General features: G+C 67.6%; 12 protein-coding genes. 8 read left to right on the forward strand and 4 right to left on the reverse strand.

The features are described 5' to 3' along the window. Window positions 1-50 precede the first annotated feature (50 nt). Entirely contained in the window at window positions 51-1238 is a 1188-nt protein-coding gene (locus ACTIMF_RS09505; protein WP_442350043.1) for an acyltransferase family protein, read from the forward strand. On the opposite strand, the gene ACTIMF_RS09510 is transcribed toward ACTIMF_RS09505, so the two are convergent. Together ACTIMF_RS09510 and ACTIMF_RS09515 are read right to left on the reverse strand one after the other, a co-directional pair. After that, window positions 1130-5512 (reverse strand): alpha-(1->3)-arabinofuranosyltransferase, encoded by a 4383-nt coding sequence (locus tag ACTIMF_RS09510; RefSeq protein WP_442350044.1) that lies wholly within the window; start codon window positions 5510-5512, stop codon window positions 1130-1132. The two genes, ACTIMF_RS09505 and ACTIMF_RS09510, sit on opposite strands and share 109 nt — an antisense overlap. A 24-nt stretch (window positions 5513-5536) precedes the next feature. After that, window positions 5537-5740, reverse strand: coding sequence for a DUF2613 family protein (locus ACTIMF_RS09515; RefSeq protein WP_442350045.1), 204 nt, complete (start codon window positions 5738-5740; stop codon window positions 5537-5539). 53 nt (window positions 5741-5793) lie between these two features. Here ACTIMF_RS09515 and ACTIMF_RS09520 point away from each other — a divergent pair, with 53 nt between their 5' ends. After that, complete coding sequence (locus ACTIMF_RS09520) at window positions 5794-6972, forward strand: glycoside hydrolase family 3 N-terminal domain-containing protein (protein WP_442350046.1); 1179 nt, start codon at window positions 5794-5796, stop codon at window positions 6970-6972. A gap of 30 nt (window positions 6973-7002) precedes the next feature. Then, on the forward strand, window positions 7003-7617 hold the full coding sequence (locus tag ACTIMF_RS09525) for a TetR/AcrR family transcriptional regulator (protein ID WP_442350047.1): 615 nt from the start codon (window positions 7003-7005) through the stop codon (window positions 7615-7617). Window positions 7618-7712: 95 nt separating this feature from the next. Here ACTIMF_RS09525 and ACTIMF_RS09530 read toward each other — a convergent pair whose 3' ends face one another. Then, window positions 7713-8594 (reverse strand): MaoC family dehydratase, encoded by an 882-nt coding sequence (locus ACTIMF_RS09530; RefSeq protein WP_442350048.1) that lies wholly within the window; start codon window positions 8592-8594, stop codon window positions 7713-7715. Then, window positions 8594-9955 carry a 3-oxoacyl-ACP reductase gene (locus ACTIMF_RS09535; protein ID WP_442350049.1) on the reverse strand — a complete coding sequence of 454 codons (1362 nt, stop codon included), beginning with the start codon at window positions 9953-9955 and terminating at the stop codon, window positions 8594-8596. Before ACTIMF_RS09535 ends, ACTIMF_RS09530 begins: the two co-directional genes overlap by 1 nt. A 148-nt stretch (window positions 9956-10103) precedes the next feature. On the opposite strand from ACTIMF_RS09535, the gene ACTIMF_RS09540 reads away from it, so the two are divergent. From ACTIMF_RS09540 to ACTIMF_RS09560, 5 genes are all read left to right on the forward strand, one after another. Further along, window positions 10104-11447, forward strand: coding sequence for an acetyl-CoA C-acetyltransferase (locus tag ACTIMF_RS09540; protein WP_442350050.1), 1344 nt, complete (start codon window positions 10104-10106; stop codon window positions 11445-11447). Between the two features lie 134 nt (window positions 11448-11581). Next, the gene (locus tag ACTIMF_RS09545) at window positions 11582-13192 is read left to right on the forward strand and encodes an MFS transporter (protein ID WP_442350051.1); all 1611 of its coding nucleotides are present in this window, start codon (window positions 11582-11584) and stop codon (window positions 13190-13192) included. Further along, window positions 13189-13656 carry a MarR family winged helix-turn-helix transcriptional regulator gene (locus ACTIMF_RS09550; RefSeq protein ID WP_442350052.1) on the forward strand — a complete coding sequence of 156 codons (468 nt, stop codon included), beginning with the start codon at window positions 13189-13191 and terminating at the stop codon, window positions 13654-13656. The genes ACTIMF_RS09545 and ACTIMF_RS09550 overlap by 4 nt, the downstream gene beginning before the upstream one ends. Before the next feature lie 142 nt (window positions 13657-13798). Next, the gene (locus tag ACTIMF_RS09555; RefSeq protein ID WP_442350053.1) at window positions 13799-15493 is read left to right on the forward strand and encodes a VanW family protein; all 1695 of its coding nucleotides are present in this window, start codon (window positions 13799-13801) and stop codon (window positions 15491-15493) included. 84 nt (window positions 15494-15577) lie between these two features. Then, window positions 15578-16354: an SDR family NAD(P)-dependent oxidoreductase gene (locus ACTIMF_RS09560; RefSeq protein WP_442350054.1), complete on the forward strand. Its 777-nt coding sequence runs from the start codon at window positions 15578-15580 to the stop codon at window positions 16352-16354. Window positions 16355-16457 lie beyond the last annotated feature (103 nt).

Below are 16457 nucleotides of genomic sequence, written 5' to 3' on the forward strand. Positions count from 1 at the left end.
ACGGTGCTGAGCGGGCCGGTTAGTGTGTACCCGACTATGAAAGACCGGACATGACAGCTGCGAGCGCGCCGACCAGGCGCTTCTATCCGCAGCTCGAGGGAATGCGAGCCGTCGCCGCCCTCGGCGTCCTCACCACTCACGTCGCCTTCCAGACCCGATCACTGCACTGGCCGGTGATCGGCCCCGTCCTTGGGAGGCTGGACCTCGCCGTCGCGCTGTTCTTCGCGTTGAGCGGGTTCCTGCTGTGGCGGCCGTACGCGAGCGCGGCTCGGGGCCAGAACGACCTGCCGAACGTGCGTCGATATCTCCGCCACCGATTCGTACGGATCTGGCCCGCGTACGCCATCGTCGTGACCGCGGTCCTGCTGATGCTGCCGCAAGCGCGTGACGCGTCACCGACCGTGTGGATCGCCAACCTGACGCTCACCCAGGTGTTCGTCCCGCTCACGCTGGCGCCCGGGCTCACCCAGATGTGGAGCCTGTCCGTCGAAGTCGCGTTCTACCTGCTGCTTCCGCTCATCGGATACGGACTGATCGCGCTGCGTGGGCGGCGTGCGCGCCGCCGGATCCCGTTGATCGTCGGTGTGAGCGTGCTCAGCCTCGGCTGGGCGTGGCTGGCGAACCTGCTACCGCTCGCAGATGGCGTCGAAGGCAAGAACTGGGTCTTCGGGCATCTGCCGTGGTTCGCTGCCGGCCTCGTCCTCGCCGAGGTGGTGGCCGCGGTCCGCGCGGACGAGATCGCGACGGGGTCGCCGATCGTCCGCGTCTCGACCAACCGGCCGCTGATGATCGCAGTCCTGGTGATCGCCTACGGTCTCGCGTCAACGCCGCTCGCCGGCCCGGTCGGTCTCGCGCCCATGAACGATCCGCAGTACGCCGCGAAGATGGTGCTCGGTGGCCTCGGTGCGTACGCGATTCTCGCGCCGCTCGTCCTGCGCGACGACCCGTTCCGATTCCTCGACTCGCCCGTCATGGCCGCCCTCGGACGGTGGTCGTACGGCATCTTCATTTGGCACGTCGCCGTGCTCACCGTGGTGTTCGGCCTGTTCGGGATCCCCACGTTCGACGGACACTTCGTCAGTGTTTGGCTACTGACCGTCGCCGTCACCGTGCCGGTCTCGGCCGCCAGCTACACCTTCGTCGAAGAACCGTGTCGGCGAGCTCTCACCCGGCGGGAGCAACGGGGTGCCGCTACCGCGAACAGGGCCGCGGACACCGCGACCAGTGCCGCCGACTGAGGCACGACGCCGTATCCGGCATAGGCGGTTCCCGAATTCCACGGACCCGCCGCCAGTGCGATGGTAGCGACCGACATGGCGCCGAAGACCAGCGTGACCCGCGTCGTGGGCGAGGCGTACGCCACGACGACACCCGTGACCGCTGCTATTGCCAGACCCCACGGTCCGGTCAGCAGGTAGGCGGCGGCCAGGGGGAGGGCGGCTGCGAGCGCGACGCGGAGCGGGGTGTCGGCCGCGGCTCTCCTGAGCGGGGTCTCGACTTCGGTTCTCCTGAGCGGGGTCTCGACTTCGCTCGACCGGCGAGATGCGCTCGACCGGCGGGATGCGCTCGACCGGCGGGATGCGCTCGACCGGCGGGATGCGCTCGACCGGCGAGATGCGCTCGACCGGCGGGATGGGCTCGACCGGCGGGAAGAGCTCGACCGGCGGTGAGGCCGCGGGAGGAAGGCCACCGCGAACAGGGCGGCGACCAGGAGGAAGCCGACGAGCAGGGCCCAGCGGTACGGGGCGTCCAGGCCGAAAGTCAGGGCGACGGTTCCGGCGGCGCCCGCGGGGACGATCCAGCCCTGCTGCCAACCGTTGACGACGATCGGCTCCAGTTCGCTGCCGTCGATGCGGGCATGCCAGCCGGAGTTGGTGCTTTCGGGGACCGACAGGATCCGCGGCGAGTCGGCGGCGTCGACGGACACCTCGCGTGAGGTCGTGTCCCACGATCCGGTCTGTGCGGGAACACTCTCGCCGCGCGGATCGGGTACGGGTGTGCGCAGTTCCAGGGAGTCGACGGTGAACGCATCGCCCGGATTGACCGTAACCTCCTGCTCGCCCGCAGGCAGACGCAGCGGCTCCCCGGGACATACGGTGGCGACGACCGGGTCACCGTTGCGCAAGGCGCGCGCCGTCGTCGACATCTGTAATCGTTGGACTCGCCCGCCTGCGGACAATCCGAGACCGAGCGGACCCTGCGGGTCGGTGTCGCACCCGATGGCGATCGGCCGGTCGACATCAGACGACGGCGTCGGGACGGTCGGCAGTACCGCGATCTCGGCGATGCCCGCGGGTGACTGCCGCGCGAAGCCGAGATCGTTGACGTCGATCAGATCGTTGCTCTCGTCGACCGTCACCACGATCCGATCCGTCCGCGCAGGCGCCAACGGCACCGTTCCGTCGTCGCGGACTCGGACACTCTGTTCGCCGTCGCCGAGGTCCACGGTGACGCGGGTCGGCCGCGCCGGATAGTCGTCGGGAAGCGTCAGTCTCAGTCCGGATACCTCGCGCTCGGTCGGCAGATGAAGGGTGAGCGAGGGCTTCACCGGCTTCTTCTTGTCGGTCGTCATCGGCGCCTCGGACGCGGTCCACACGGTGCGCGGGTCTCCGTCGACGGCGGCCGACGCGTTGCCTCGCGGGTCGCTGACATTCGACGCCCCGTCCGCGACGACGACCCCCGACCTGGTGAGGAGATCGCTGAGCGCACCGCCGGGCTTCGGCCGCAACACGAGACTCGGGTTCACCGCGGTGTCGGTGGGAACCGACAGCGTGCGACCGAACGCCCCGGGAGCTTCCGGCGAGATCCCGAGCGTCGGGGCGCACCGGACACGATCGTCGTTCCACACGCATTCGGCACGACTGCCCAGCTCGTTGTGCAGTACCCACGCGTCGACGTGATCGGCCGCATCGAGTTCGGGAAGCACGATCCGGTGTCGGACCGAGTAGTCGAGACCGGTGTCCGCATCCGACAGAGAGACGTCGGCGAGCGCGAACTGGTTGCCTGCCGTGTTGTTCGACGTGCGGGTCGCGCGGATCTCCACCCGTTTGGTCTCACCTGCGGGCGCGACGATCCTCGTGGGAACCCCGGGTTCCACATCGGTGACCACGGTGCTGCCCGCATCGGTCGTCACCAGCAGCGACGACACGTCGGGTCCGAGGGCTTTCGCCGTCGTCACGGTGAGGGCGAGCGCTCGACGAGGCTGCGTGAACTCGAGTGCCACCCATCGGCCGACAGCGGACTCGAGGCCGCGGCTGACCCACGCGGTGTTCGCGTCGCCGTCGAACGCCGCCGCCGTCGATGCGGCGGGCACCGTCCGGCCCGGCTGGGTGGCGTCCGACGCCGACCCCGACGACGTGACCCGTACCTGCCCCGGCTCGTTGTTGAGCAGCCATTCGCCCCGGACGGGCGCCGCGCCGTCGACGGGATAGTCGGCGACCGCGTTCTTGGTCAGCCGCGGATCACCTGCTGCGCGGATCGCCGAGGAATGGTCGTCGACGCGACCGAAGTCGGTCTCCCGGTCGGCCGGGGTGTCGGTGACGGTCAAGCCCGGTCCGTCGCCGACTCCGCTGCGGCGGGCGTCCGGTGTCAGGAGCGCCGTTCCGAGCGTCGGGCGGCCGGCGCGCGCACGGGCCTCATTGATCGCGGCGAGCGACTCCGGGCCGCCGTCGACACGCGGCGTCTCGTCGAGCGGGGTCAGCAACGGGCCGACGCCGCGCCCCGATCCGACGCGATACACGGTCACCGCGGGCATCGTCGGACGCAGACCGTCATCGACCACCACGCCGTCGACGGTCGGCGGAGCCACCTCGGGGCCGAACTGCGCGACCCGATCGATTCCGGGGGAACGGCGCAGCGCGTCGGCGACGACGATCGGTCGCGCCGACCGCGACGTCTTCGGGTCGAGGTCGGCGCGCAGTACGACGTAGCCGACTCCCTGCGCGGTCAGCGTGTCGGCGAGTGCCGCCGACCCGCGTCCCGACACGAGCGCGCGTTGAACGGAGTCCATCGCGCGGATCGCGCCCGGCGGTGTCAATGGGATCGCGTCGCGCACCGCCCATGGCGCATCGGACAACGCTTGGAGGGGTTCGTCGCGGGTCAGCCCCCAGATCTGGTCGGCGAATGGAGCGCCGGGGACGACGAGAGCGCGGGAGTCGCCCGCATGTTCGTCGAGCCAGTCGGCCGTATGGTGCCAGTACTCGGGGATCGCGTCATAACTGGACGTTGGCGCGATTCCGCCCGTCCACGCCAGCGAGCCGGTGCCGAACGCCGCCGTCACGACGACCATCGCCGCGACCGCCGGACGAGCCCAGTCGTTGGCCTTCGACGGCGCCGCCGCCAGCGTGCGGAACGGCACTCGGGCGAGGAGGTGCGCCACGCCGAAGACCAGTGGAAGGCGGACCAGCGGCTCGAATTTGTGGACGTTTCGCAGCGCGGCGCCGCTGCCGTCGAGGAAGCTCCGCACGGTCTCGGCGATCGGCGATCCGAGCGCGCCCGGGTAGCCGAGACACATGCAGGCGAGGCCGATCACCAGTAGTGCCAACCACCGTCGACGGTGTGGCATGGCGCGCATCGAGAGTCCGGCGAGACCTGCCGCCGCGAGCACGCCCGTTGCGAGCACCGCGGCCGACTCGGACACGAGGACGGCGCCTGCCGCGCGCTCGCCGGACACGAACGGCGTCCATGACGACGTCCCACGCAGCACCTCGGTCAGTGACGTCCACTCGGTGGTGACCTGAGCCGACTCAATGAAGTCGAGGAACGGCGGCGACACCCGCGCCGATATGAGAAGCGGGACGATCCACCACAGGCAGGCCGCGGCGAGCGCCGGGATCCAGACTAGGCCGAACCGCAGCCCGGTGCGACGACGAATCCGCTCGCGGGAGGAGGTCGCCGCGATCCACCACAGGACCGAGACGCTCACTGCGGCGCCCGTCGCGACGGCGTTCACCGCGCCCATCAGCGCGACCGCGCATGCCGACCGCGCGGCCTCTCGCCACCACGGCTTGTCCGACGTCGCGTCGAGGGCGCGGATCACTGGCAACAGCACCCACGGCGCCAGCATCAGCGGGAGCGTCTCCGACGAGATGGTGCCGATGGTGGTGAGCACGCGCGGCGACGCGACGAACACGCACGCCGCGATGAGTCGCGAACCGAACGACCCGATTCGCAGGGCCTCGACGACGCGGACGACGCCGACGAACCCCACGGTCAGCAGGATCGCCCACCAGAGCCGCTGGATCACCCACGGCGGGAGGTGCGCGAGGTCGCCGAGCGCGAAGAAGGCGCCGTGCGGGAACAGGTAGCCGTACGCCTGATTCTGGATCTGCCCCATCGGCATCGTGGACGACCACAAATGGGTGGCCCTCGCGAGGAACCCGATGGGATCGGCGGTGAGGTCGAGTTTCGTGTCCGGAGACACCCGACCGGGCGCCTGCCAGAAGGACAGGAGGGTGAGGATCGCCGCTGTGACGCCGATGCCCCGTCGCGTGAGAAGACGGTCGTGGCTCACCGAGATGTCAGGAGACGCCGGGCGTCAGGAGTTGTCGGACCCGGTACCGCCGCGGGAACCGTACTCGACGGAGCCCTGCACGAACCCGTCCTGGCCGTTGAAGCTGTTCACATCGGTCGAGGGCTTCGTCTCGGAGGCGAGTACACCGCCCAGAAAGACGCCGCCGACGCCGACGACTACGCCGACGACCGCGGCGACAATCCCGTAGATCAACCGGTCGCGAACCATGAAGCACAAGGTACCACCCGAGAACCGGTGGACCGTCGTGCGAAACTGGTCGCATGCGTGCTTCTCGTCGCCTCATCGCCGTCGTCACGGCTGCCGGGCTGCTCTCGGTGGCCGCCTGCAGCAGTTCAGAGCCGGAGGCCGCGCCGTCGTCGACGATGACGAGTGCATCCACCGCGTCGAGCACCACGTCGACTCCGGCGAGTACTTCGGCGCCGCAGGCGTGCGGTGCATCCGAGATCAAGTCGATGTCGTTGCGTGACAAGCTCGCTCAGCTCCTCGTCGTCGGAGTCACCGGATCGGCCGACGCGAAGCAGGTTGTGTCCGAGGAACACATCGGCGGGGTGTTCGTCGGTAGCTGGAGTGATCTCGGCATGCTCTCCGACGGGTCCGTCCGCACACTGTCGAAGGCGCAGAAGTATCCGCTGATGGTGACCGTCGATCAGGAGGGCGGCCGGGTGAGCCGACTCTCAAAGCTAGGCATCGACATGCCGTCCGCGCGCGTCCTCGCCCAGACCAAGACGCCCGCTCAGGTCCGTTCCCTGGCGAAGGACGCGGGTCAGAAGATGCGCAAGCTCGGCATCACCGTCGACTTCGCGCCGAGCGCCGACGTCAGCGACGAAGACGACGACGAGGTGATCGGCGATCGATCCTTCTCGAATGATCCGGCCGTCGTCACCGAGTACGCTGGCGCCTTCGCGAAGGGCCTCGAGGACGCCGGGATCATGCCCGTCTACAAGCACTTCCCGGGTCACGGCCACGGATCGGGCGACTCGCACACCGGCAACGTGCAGACGCCGCCGCTCAGCTCGCTCATCGAGAGCGACCTCGTCCCCTATAAGACGCTGCTGAAGAATCCGGGCGACGCAGGCGTGATGGTCGGTCACCTGATCGTCCCCGGCCTGACCGGCCCGGAGACACCGTCAAGCATCAGTCCGCGCGCGATCGGCATGCTCCGTAAGGGGACGCGGTACGGCGGCACACCGTTCGACGGCGTCGTGTTCTCCGATGACCTGTCCGGGATGAAGTCGATCAGCGAGAAGTACCCGATCGAGATCGCGGTCCGAAAGGCGATCAACGCGGGATCGGACGTCGCCCTGTGGCTGAGCACCGACAAGGTCGGTTTCGTGCTCGACTCGCTCGAGAAGGCGGTTGCCGACAAGAAGCTGACGCGACAGCGTGTCGACCAGTCGGTCGTCCGCATTCTGCGCGCGAAAGGCGTGATCACCTGCTGACGCAACTTACCGGGTGGTAAGTTCGAGGGTATGGTGAGCGGGACGAAGCGGCTGCCCCGTGCAGTCCGCGAGCAGCAGATGTTGGATGCGGCGATCGCCGTATTCGCCGAACACGGCTACTCCGACAGTTCGATGGACGCCATCGCCGCGCGGGCGAAGATCTCCAAGCCCATGCTGTACCTCTACTACGGCTCCAAGGACGAGCTGTTCAGCGCGTGCATTGCGCGGGAGTCCGACCGCTTTCTCGAGGCGATGAGCGCAGGCTTCGATCCCGAACTGCGGCAACGTGATCAGGCACGAACGCTGGTCCGCGAGTTTCTGCGGTTCGTGTACGAGAACGCGCAGTCATGGCGCGTCCTGTACCGCGTGTCGATCGGGACCGCGGCGTTCGCGGACGTCGTCATCGAGAGCAGGAGCGGGATCACCCGGATGATCACCGATCTGATCCGTCGCGGCACCACCGTCGAGGGGACGCGCGACATCGACTTCGAGCTCACCGCAGTCGCGCTCGTCGGGGCGGGCGAGGCCGTCGCAGACCGCATCTCCGACGGCGACATCGACCTCGACGACGCCACGGATCTGCTGCTTGGCATCACCTGGCGTGGGCTCGTCGGCGTCGGCTCATCGTTCGACGACGAGACCTGAGCCTGCGGCAACCCCTCGCCGGGAACTGAGAACACTTCGGCACCTTCTTTCGGCCTACGCCGAAAGAAGGTGCCGAAGTGTGTCGAGCTAGGGAATCAGTCGCGCGGACGGACCGTCGCCGTCAGATGCGGGTAGCCCTTCTTGCGATTGAGCAGCGATACGTCGTAGCCGCCGTCGGCCGCCGTGGTGTATTCGTTCACCTTGGCGGGCAACAGAATCGGCTTGCCGAACCGCACCGAGTACGTGACCGCGCCGGGCAACGATCCTTCGATGTTCGCCAGCGCCGTCGCGGCGGACCACATGCCGTGCGCGATGGCCCGGGAGAAGCCGAAGGCCTTGGCCGTCAGATCGGCCATGTGGATCGGATTCCGGTCACCGGAAGCCTCCGCGTACTGCCTGATGAGACCGAGGTCCACCGAGACGATACGGTCGGGCGGCGGCGGCGTGGCGTCCTTGGGTGCGGGGCCGCGCTCGCCGCCGGACAGACTCGTTCGCTGTTGCTTGAGGAACGTGCTGGTCTGGACGGCGACGCGTTCACGGCCTACGAAGAACTCCGAGACCATGTCGACGAGGATGCCCTTGCGGTGCTCGCGCAGGTTCTCGGCGTGTGTCTCAACGGTCAACGGCTCGTCGACACCGATCGCGCGGAACCGCTCGATCGTGTTCTCGACGTGTACCGAGCCGATCGCCCCCAGCGGGAACTTCGGGTCGACCATCACCGTCATCGCGAGCGGGAACGACAGCACGAAGAGGTACGTGACCGGGACCGTCGCCCCGAACGGCAGTCCCGTTGTACGGCAGTACCGCTGCAGCTCGCCGCTGTCGATCCGGACGTCCTCGAGTCGGTAGACGGTGTCCGGAACGACGGCGTCCGCAGCGACGTGAGCCGGCTTGCCGATGACCGGAAGCATCGCGCCGACGGCCTTGGGGTAAATCGTCGCCGGTCCGGGAACCGTGGTGAGGCTGACGGTGGACATCAGGCGCCCAGCAGGCTCTGGCCGCACACGCGGACGACGTTGCCGGTCACCGCGTTGCTTGCGGGGTTGGCGAAGTAGGCGACTGTCTCGGCGACGTCTACGGTCTGGCCGCCCTGCTGCATCGAGTTCATGCGACGGCCGGCCTCACGGGTGGCCAGCGGGATCGCAGCGGTCATGGCCGTCTCGATGAAGCCGGGCGCGACCGCGTTGATCGTGATGCCCTGCTTCGCGAGGATCGGGGCGTAGGTGTCGACCAGTCCGATGACGCCTGCCTTCGAGGTGCCGTAGTTCGTCTGGCCGCGGTTGCCCGCGATGCCTGCGATTGACGAGACGTCGATCACCGCGCCGCCTTCGCGCAGAGCCTTGCGCTCGACGAGCTCGTTGACGAGGGTCTGCGGAGCGATCAGGTTGACGCCGATCACCGAGTTCCAGCGACCCGAATCCATATTGGCGAGCAGCTTGTCGCGGGTGATGCCTGCGTTGTTGACGATGATGTCGAGGCCGCCGTGGCGTTCCAGGACGTGCTCGGCGAGCTTCTCGCCCGCGTCGTCTGCGGTCACGTCCAGGGGCAACGCGGTGCCGCCGACCTTGTTCGCCGTCTCCGACAGGGCTTCGCCCGCGGCCGGGATGTCGGCGGCGATCACATGCGCGCCGTCGCGCGAGAGCACCTCGGCGATCGTGGCACCGATGCCGCGAGCTGCACCGGTGACCAGCGCGACCTTGCCTGCCAGGGGCTTGTCCCAGTTCTCGACTGCGGCACCCGAGGCGTCACCGACACGGATCACCTGGGCGTCGACGTACGCAGACTTGCCCGACAGCAGGAATCGCAGGGTCGACTCGAGACCCGACAGGCCGGTCTTGGCCTTGGGGGAGACGTAGACGAGCTGCGCGGTTGCGCCGTTGCGGAGTTCCTTGCCGAGCGAACGCGTGAAGCCTTCGAGCGCACGCTGCGCGACGTGCTCGTCCGGGCTCTTGGTCAGCTCGGGCGTGGTGCCGAGAACGACGAAGCGTGCGGAGTTGCCGGTGGAACGCATGATCGGCGTGAAGAACTCGAACAGCTCCTCCAACTCGGCGGGCTTGGTGATGCCGGTCGCATCGAACACCGCGGCGCCGAGCTTGTCGGCACTGCGACCGCCCGCGTTGTTCTCGACCAGAGCGTAATCGTCGCCTGCCGAGAGGATCTCGCGGATCGGCTCGACGAGCCGGCCGGAGCCGCCGAGGAGGACAGGTCCGCCGAGCGGGGCCTTCGTCGCCGAGTAGCGGCGCAGGTGCGGCGGCTGCGGAAGGCCGACGCGGCTGGCGATGAAACCGCCGGGGCCCGAGTTCACGAAAGACGAGTAGAGGTCGGTGTTTCCTGCCACGACGGACTCCTTTGATGGGTCGTTGACTGTATGAGTCGTTGCCTTCTTCAGTGACCATAGGTGCGCCGGGTCGTCGCTTGCACGAGTCGAGGCTGTGACCCTAAACGCAGATCACTGAGGTCGACAAACAACTTACTCGGGAGTAAGAATGTTGACAACAGTCGGTCCGATCACAGGAGAGCATGTGGCCTCGTACACGCCCCGCAAGCCCGAAACCCGTCAGCTGCGGCCGGTCGCCATCCTCGGCGGCAACCGCATTCCGTTCGCTCGGCAGGACCGGGCGTACGCCACGGCCAGCAACCAGGAGATGTTCACCGCGGCGCTCCAGGGTCTCGTCAGCCGATTCAACCTGCAGGGCGAACAGCTCGGCATGGTCGCAGGCGGCGCCGTCCTCAAGCATTCGCGCGATTTCAATCTGATCCGTGAGTCGGTCCTCGGCTCCGGCCTCTCGCCGTACACCCCGGCGTTCGACCTCCAGCAGGCGTGCGGCACCGGACTGCAGGCCATCGCCGCAGTCAGTGACGGCATCGCGTCGAGTCGCTACGACGTTGCCGTCGGCGGCGGCGTCGACACCACGTCGGATGCCCCGATCGGCGTCTCCGAGGAGATGCGTCGTCAGATGCTCGAGATCAACCGCGCCAAGAGCACTGCAGACCGCATCAAGGCCGCACTGGGTCTTGCGACCAAGCTCGGCATCGAGATCCCCCGCAACGGTGAGCCCCGCACCGGAATGTCGATGGGCGAGCACGCCGCGATCACCGCCAAGGAGTTCGGCGTCAAGCGCGAGGATCAGGACGAGCTCGCGGCGGCCAGCCACCAGAAGATGGGCGCAGCATACGATCGCGGCTTCTTCGACGACCTGGTCACTCCGTTCATGGGCCTGACCCGCGACGAGAACCTCCGTCCGGACTCGAAGGTGGAGAAGCTCGCCACGCTCAAGCCGGTGTTCGGTGTGGGCCTCGGCGATGCGACCATGACCGCGGGAAACTCGACTCCGCTCACAGACGGCGCATCGACCGTGCTGCTCGCCAGCGACGACTGGGCCGCCGAGCATAAGCTCCCGGTGCTGGCTTACTTGCGCGACACCGAGACCGCTGCGGTCGACTACGTGAACGGTCCCGACGGCTTGCTCATGGCTCCGACGTACGCTGTGCCTCGCCTGCTGGCCCGCAACGGCCTCACTCTGCAGGACTTCGACTTCTACGAGATCCACGAAGCGTTCGCGTCTGTCGTGCTCGCCACGCTCGCTGCGTGGGAGTCGGAGGAGTACTGCCGTGAGCGTCTCGGACTCGACCGGCCGCTCGGCGCGATCGACCGCAGCAAGCTGAACGTCAACGGCTCGTCGCTCGCGGCAGGGCACCCGTTCGCCGCTACCGGCGGCCGCATCATCGCGCAGGCCGCGAAGCAGATCAAGGAGAACGGCGGCGGTCGCGCCCTCGTCTCGATCTGTGCGGCAGGCGGCCAGGGTGTCACTGCCATCGTCGAAGGCTGATCCGCTCGGCGTCACAGACACGTTCGCCGGTCCGACCACACGGTCGGGCCGGCGAACTGTATCTGTGGTGAGGTTCCTCACCCGAAGGCGTTTTCGCTTAGCGCCGTGAATCAAGGGCTTGATTCAATGTCGGGATGAGTGTGCGGAGTGACGAGACGGCATTGCGGTCAGACGAGGGGCCGTCAGAGGAGAATCCGAAGCAGAGAACCGGACCGATCGCCGCGGTCGCGTGCGCGGGGATCTTCGTCGGCTACCTGCCGATCATGGCGGCGACTGTCGGGTTGTCGGAGATCGCCCGCGCGACCCAAGCCAGCGCCTCCGACCTCGAGTGGGTCGTGTCGATGCTCGTGCTGCCGATGGCCGCCCTCATTCTCGCGTTCGGAGCATGGGCGGAGAAGTGGGGGCGTCGACGGGTCCTCACCGCGGGACTCGTCCTCGCCTTTGTGGGCGGGGTCGTTGCCACGTCGGCAGGCCTCGTCGACGGGGACTCCGCCATCTACTTCATCTGGGTCGGTCAAGGACTTGCGGGCGCGGGCGCGGCCGCGTTGATCCCGACGACGTTGTCGATCATCAGCGTCGCCCAGCCGGATCACCGTCGACGCGCCGTGCTCATCGCGGCCTGGTCGGGCGCGATGATGGCGGCGATGGCGGTCGCCGCGTATGTCTCGGCGTTGATCCTCGATCTGCTGTCCTGGTACTGGCTGTTCAGCCCCGTCCTCGTCGCCGCGGCGCTCGTGCTCGTTCTCGGCGTCAGGTTGGTTCCGGAGAGTCGTGGCGGCGCAGGCGCGCCGCTGGACGTTCCCGGGCAGATCCTCACCGCGCTCGGTGTCGCTGCTCTTGTCTACGGCGTGATCAACGGTGGTGCAGAAGGGTTCTCGAGCGGGAAGTCGATCGCGGCATTCATCGTCGCCGTCGTCGCGATCGGCGGTTTCATCGTCGTCGAGCTGCGGTCCACCGCGCCGTTGCTCGACCTCCGGGTGTTCTCCAACATCAACTTCTCGATGTCGGCGTTGGTCGCCGCCATCGCGATGTTCGCGTACCTCGGCGTCAACTTCGGTCTGGCCCTGTACTTCAGCGCCCTCGATCTGAGTCCGATCGAGGTGGCCAACCGGTACATCTTCATCATCGGCGGATCGGTCCTCGGTTCGAACATCGCCGGCCGCACGCTGCATCGGTTCAATGCGCAGAGCGTGCTCGCCGCAGCCTGCGTATGGACCGCGCTCGCCATGGCGGTCCTCTCGTTCATCGATGCTGACGCGCCCGTCTGGCAAGCAGATCTACGACTGCTCCTGACGGGCATCGGTATCGGCGGGGTGCTGGCCACTGTCACGGCTGCAGCCGTCAATGCCGTCCCGTTCCAGCAAGCGGGCATGGCCAGTGCCGCGATCAACGCAGTCCGGCAGACGGGCGGAGCGCTCGGTCCCGCGGTCTTCTCGATCATGTCCGCGTCCTGGGCACTGAGCGCGCTGCCCGACAAGCTGCTCGATGCGGGTGTCGACGGCCCCTCGTCGGCGGCCGTCGAAGAGATCGTCGAGTCCCAGGGGATCCAGCACGGCGGAGCCGTCGCCCAGGCACGGTTCCCTGAACTCGGACTCCACAATGCATTGAGCGGGGCCCAGGCGCACGGGTTCAGCCTCGCCGCCGTCGCCGCCGCGATCGTCTTCGGTCTCCTGGGCATCGGATGCGCGGTTCTGCGCGTCGTCGGCCGACGTGGCGCCTCCGAGGAGACGGTGAGCCTGACATGACCCGACTGTCTTCGTCGAACACCGACGACCCTGCGTTGAGGTTCGCGCTCATGACCCGCGACCTCAACCTCGCCTTGTTCCGCAAGGCTGCGCCCGGCCTGGCCGAGTTGGGTCTGTCGCAGGCTCAGATCCCGGTGCTAGCCGCGATCGACCGACTGCCGGGCAGCACGGGATGTGAGTTGGCCGAAGCCACGCATTCAACGCCTCAGGCGGTCAGTCAGGTGCTGACCAGGCTCGCCGAATGCGGAATGGTTCGCCGCGAGTGGCTCGGTGGGCGGGCGATGGGCCACCACGTCACAGACGATGGTCGAGAGGCGCTGTACGCCGCGCGCACGAGACTGGCGAGCCTGACTGAGAGCTTCCTCACCGGACTCGACGAGGAGGAGCGGCGGGTGATGATCGACGCGATGTGGCGGGTTCTGCGCACGATAACCCGCGATGACCAGGAAGAACCCGACGTGTAACGCAGATCGATAAGAAAGTTTCGCGTGATGTGTAACGTCCACAGAACGCAGAGCTATAAACCTGGTAGCTCCGGCTGAACCGCCAGACCCCCGACCCGGCGGTTCAGCCGGAGTCTTGCTATCCGCATATGATCGAACTGCTGTGAAATCACGACGACGCGAACGCCGCGCGGGCGCCAGATGGTGGGTCGTGCGAGGACTCCTCGCCGCGATCCTGCTCGTCGGCCTCGGATTCGCCCTCGACTACGCGCTCGGGCACGGTAAGACCGCTCGGGGTGTGCACATCGCCGAGTTCGATCTCGGCAACAAATCCGACACCGAGGCGCGGGAGATCCTGAGCCGTCTCGACGTCGTCGCACACGGACCGATCACGGTCCGGACATCGTCGGGGACTGCGACGATCGATCCGCAGACGTTGGGCGCCAGATTCGATGTCGACGCGACGCTCGACGTATTGAAGACACAGCCTCGCAACCCGCTCGCCAGAGCGTCCGCGTTGTTCGGCAGTCACCGCGACGTCCATCCCGTGGTCCGCATCGACCGGGCCGCGTTCGACGCTGCCCTCGACAAGCAGAAACCGGTACTGGAAAAGGCGGCCGTCGAAGGGGGCGTGCACTTCGACGGCATCACGCCGGTCGCGGAGTACCCGGCCAAGGGCATGCGGATCGATCGGGACTCGGCGTTGCATGCCGTCGAAGACGAATGGCTCGCCGGCGGACCGATAGATCTGAAGATGGAGCCGTTCTCGCCGACGGTGTCGGCTCAGACCGTCGACGCCGTCGTCGCCGATCAGGCTCGGACGGTCACGTCGTCACCGGTCCGGTTGGACGGACGTGGTCAGACGATCTCGGTGGATCGGCGAGATCTCGGCGAACTCGTCACGTTCGTGGCCGATGGTCGTGGCGGATTGAAGCCTCGCGTCGACAGGGCGGAGGCCAAGAAGGTACTCGGCGACCGCACTGCGCCTACCGAGTCCGAGCCGATCGACGCGACGTTCCGGATGTCGGGCGGATCGCCCCGCGTCGTACCGTCGAGCGACGGAGCCCGTGTCGACTGGCGCAAGACGGCGTCAACGATCGCCACGGCGGCCCTCTCCGACGACGACCGTTCGGACACGTTGCCGTATCGGATCCGTAAGCCGTCGCTCGACACCGCTGCGGCCCGCAAACTCGGCGTCACCGAGGTGGTCTCGGAATTCACCACCGGTGACTTCACCGGGCCGTCCGGCGAGAACATCCGGCTCGTCGCCGACGAGGTCGACGGCGCCGTCGTACGGCCGGGGAAGACCTTCTCGCTCAACGGATACACGGGAACACGCGGTACCGCGCAGGGGTATGTCGAATCGGGAATCATCGACCACGGGCGGCCGTCGAAGGCCGTCGGCGGTGGCATCTCCCAGTTCGCGACCACGCTGTACAACGCCGCGTACTTCGCGGGTCTCGAGGACGCCGGTCACACCGAGCACGCCTACTACATATCGCGGTATCCCGAGGCACGCGAGGCGACGGTCTTCGAAGGGCTGATCGACCTGCAGTTCACAAACAACACGCCGCACGGAATCTACATCGAGACGCAGTGGTCCCCGTCGAGCATCACCGTGCGTATGTGGAGCACCAAGACGCTCGACGTCGAGTCGGTGACCGGTCCGCGGGTCGCCGCGACCTCTCCGGAAGTCGTGAATGTGCCAGCCGGGGAGGACTGCGTACCGAGCAGCGGCATCGGCGGATTCACCGCGTCGAACACCCGGATCATCAGCGATCACAAGTCGGGTAGGGAGATCTCGCGGCACACCCGCACGGTGAAGTACGCCCCGGAGCCCATCGTCCGCTGCCGCTGAGCCGCTGCCGTTCCGCTGCCCCGGACACGTGGAGATCGCGCACCCTCCCTGTGTCTCCTGTCACCGATTAGTTAAGCTCCGAACATGGAACTGGATGGATCAAGTGCAATCGTCACCGGTGGCGCGTCCGGCATCGGCGCGGCGTCGGCCCGTCGTCTCGCCGCGCAGGGCGCCAAAGTCGTCATCGCGGACCTCAAGGCCGAAGACGGCGAGGCCCTCGCCAAGGAGATCGATGGCGTCTTCGTCTCCGTCGACGTCACCGACACCGAGCAGATCGAAGCAGCGGTCACCAAGGCCACCGAGCTCGGCCCGCTGAAGGCCGTCGTCAACTCGGCGGGTATCGGTTGGGCACAGCGCACCGTCGGCCGCGACGGCGAGTTCGCCTCGGCCCACAACCTCGACCTGTACAAGAAGGTCATCGCGATCAACTTGGTCGGCACCTTCGACTCGGTCCGACTGGCGGCGACCGCGATGAGCCGCAACGAGCCGAATGAGAACGGTGAGCGCGGTGCGATCGTCAACCTCGCCAGCGTTGCGGCGTTCGACGGCCAGATCGGGCAGGCCGCGTACTCGTCGTCCAAGGGCGGCGTCGTCGGTATGACTCTGCCGGTTGCGCGCGACCTGTCGGCAGTCGGCATCCGCGTCAATTGCATCGCCCCGGGCCTGATCAACACCCCGATCTACGGTGAGGGACCGGACGCCGAGGCGTTCAAGGCGAAACTTGGCGAGAGCGTGCTGTTCCCGAAGCGTCTGGGCGTGCCGGACGAGCTGGCCTCGATGGTGGAGGAGCTCATCACCAACTCCTACATGAACGCCGAAGTGATCCGCGTCGACGGCGGCATCCGGATGCCACCGAAGTAGGTCGGAACCAACCGAACACGTAGAACGGCCGCCGCTGTCTCGACAGCGGCGGCCGTTTGTATGCATTACAACTGCCGCCAGCCTGCATGTGCGGCGCGCTCGT

It is taken from the genome of Gordonia sp. (in: high G+C Gram-positive bacteria), from assembly GCF_052106715.1.
Lineage (GTDB): Bacteria > Actinomycetota > Actinomycetes > Mycobacteriales > Mycobacteriaceae > Gordonia.

Coding starts and splice junctions, on each gene's coding strand:
- ACTIMF_RS09505 (WP_442350043.1), top strand. CDS start 51: ATGACAGCTGCGAGCGCGCCGACCAGGCGCTTCTATCCGCAGCTCGAG.
- ACTIMF_RS09515 (WP_442350045.1), bottom strand. CDS start 5,740: ATGGTTCGCGACCGGTTGATCTACGGGATTGTCGCCGCGGTCGTCGGC.
- ACTIMF_RS09520 (WP_442350046.1), top strand. CDS start 5,794: ATGCGTGCTTCTCGTCGCCTCATCGCCGTCGTCACGGCTGCCGGGCTG.
- ACTIMF_RS09525 (WP_442350047.1), top strand. CDS start 7,003: ATGGTGAGCGGGACGAAGCGGCTGCCCCGTGCAGTCCGCGAGCAGCAG.
- ACTIMF_RS09530 (WP_442350048.1), bottom strand. CDS start 8,594: ATGTCCACCGTCAGCCTCACCACGGTTCCCGGACCGGCGACGATTTAC.
- ACTIMF_RS09540 (WP_442350050.1), top strand. CDS start 10,104: ATGTTGACAACAGTCGGTCCGATCACAGGAGAGCATGTGGCCTCGTAC.
- ACTIMF_RS09545 (WP_442350051.1), top strand. CDS start 11,582: ATGAGTGTGCGGAGTGACGAGACGGCATTGCGGTCAGACGAGGGGCCG.
- ACTIMF_RS09550 (WP_442350052.1), top strand. CDS start 13,189: ATGACCCGACTGTCTTCGTCGAACACCGACGACCCTGCGTTGAGGTTC.
- ACTIMF_RS09560 (WP_442350054.1), top strand. CDS start 15,578: ATGGAACTGGATGGATCAAGTGCAATCGTCACCGGTGGCGCGTCCGGC.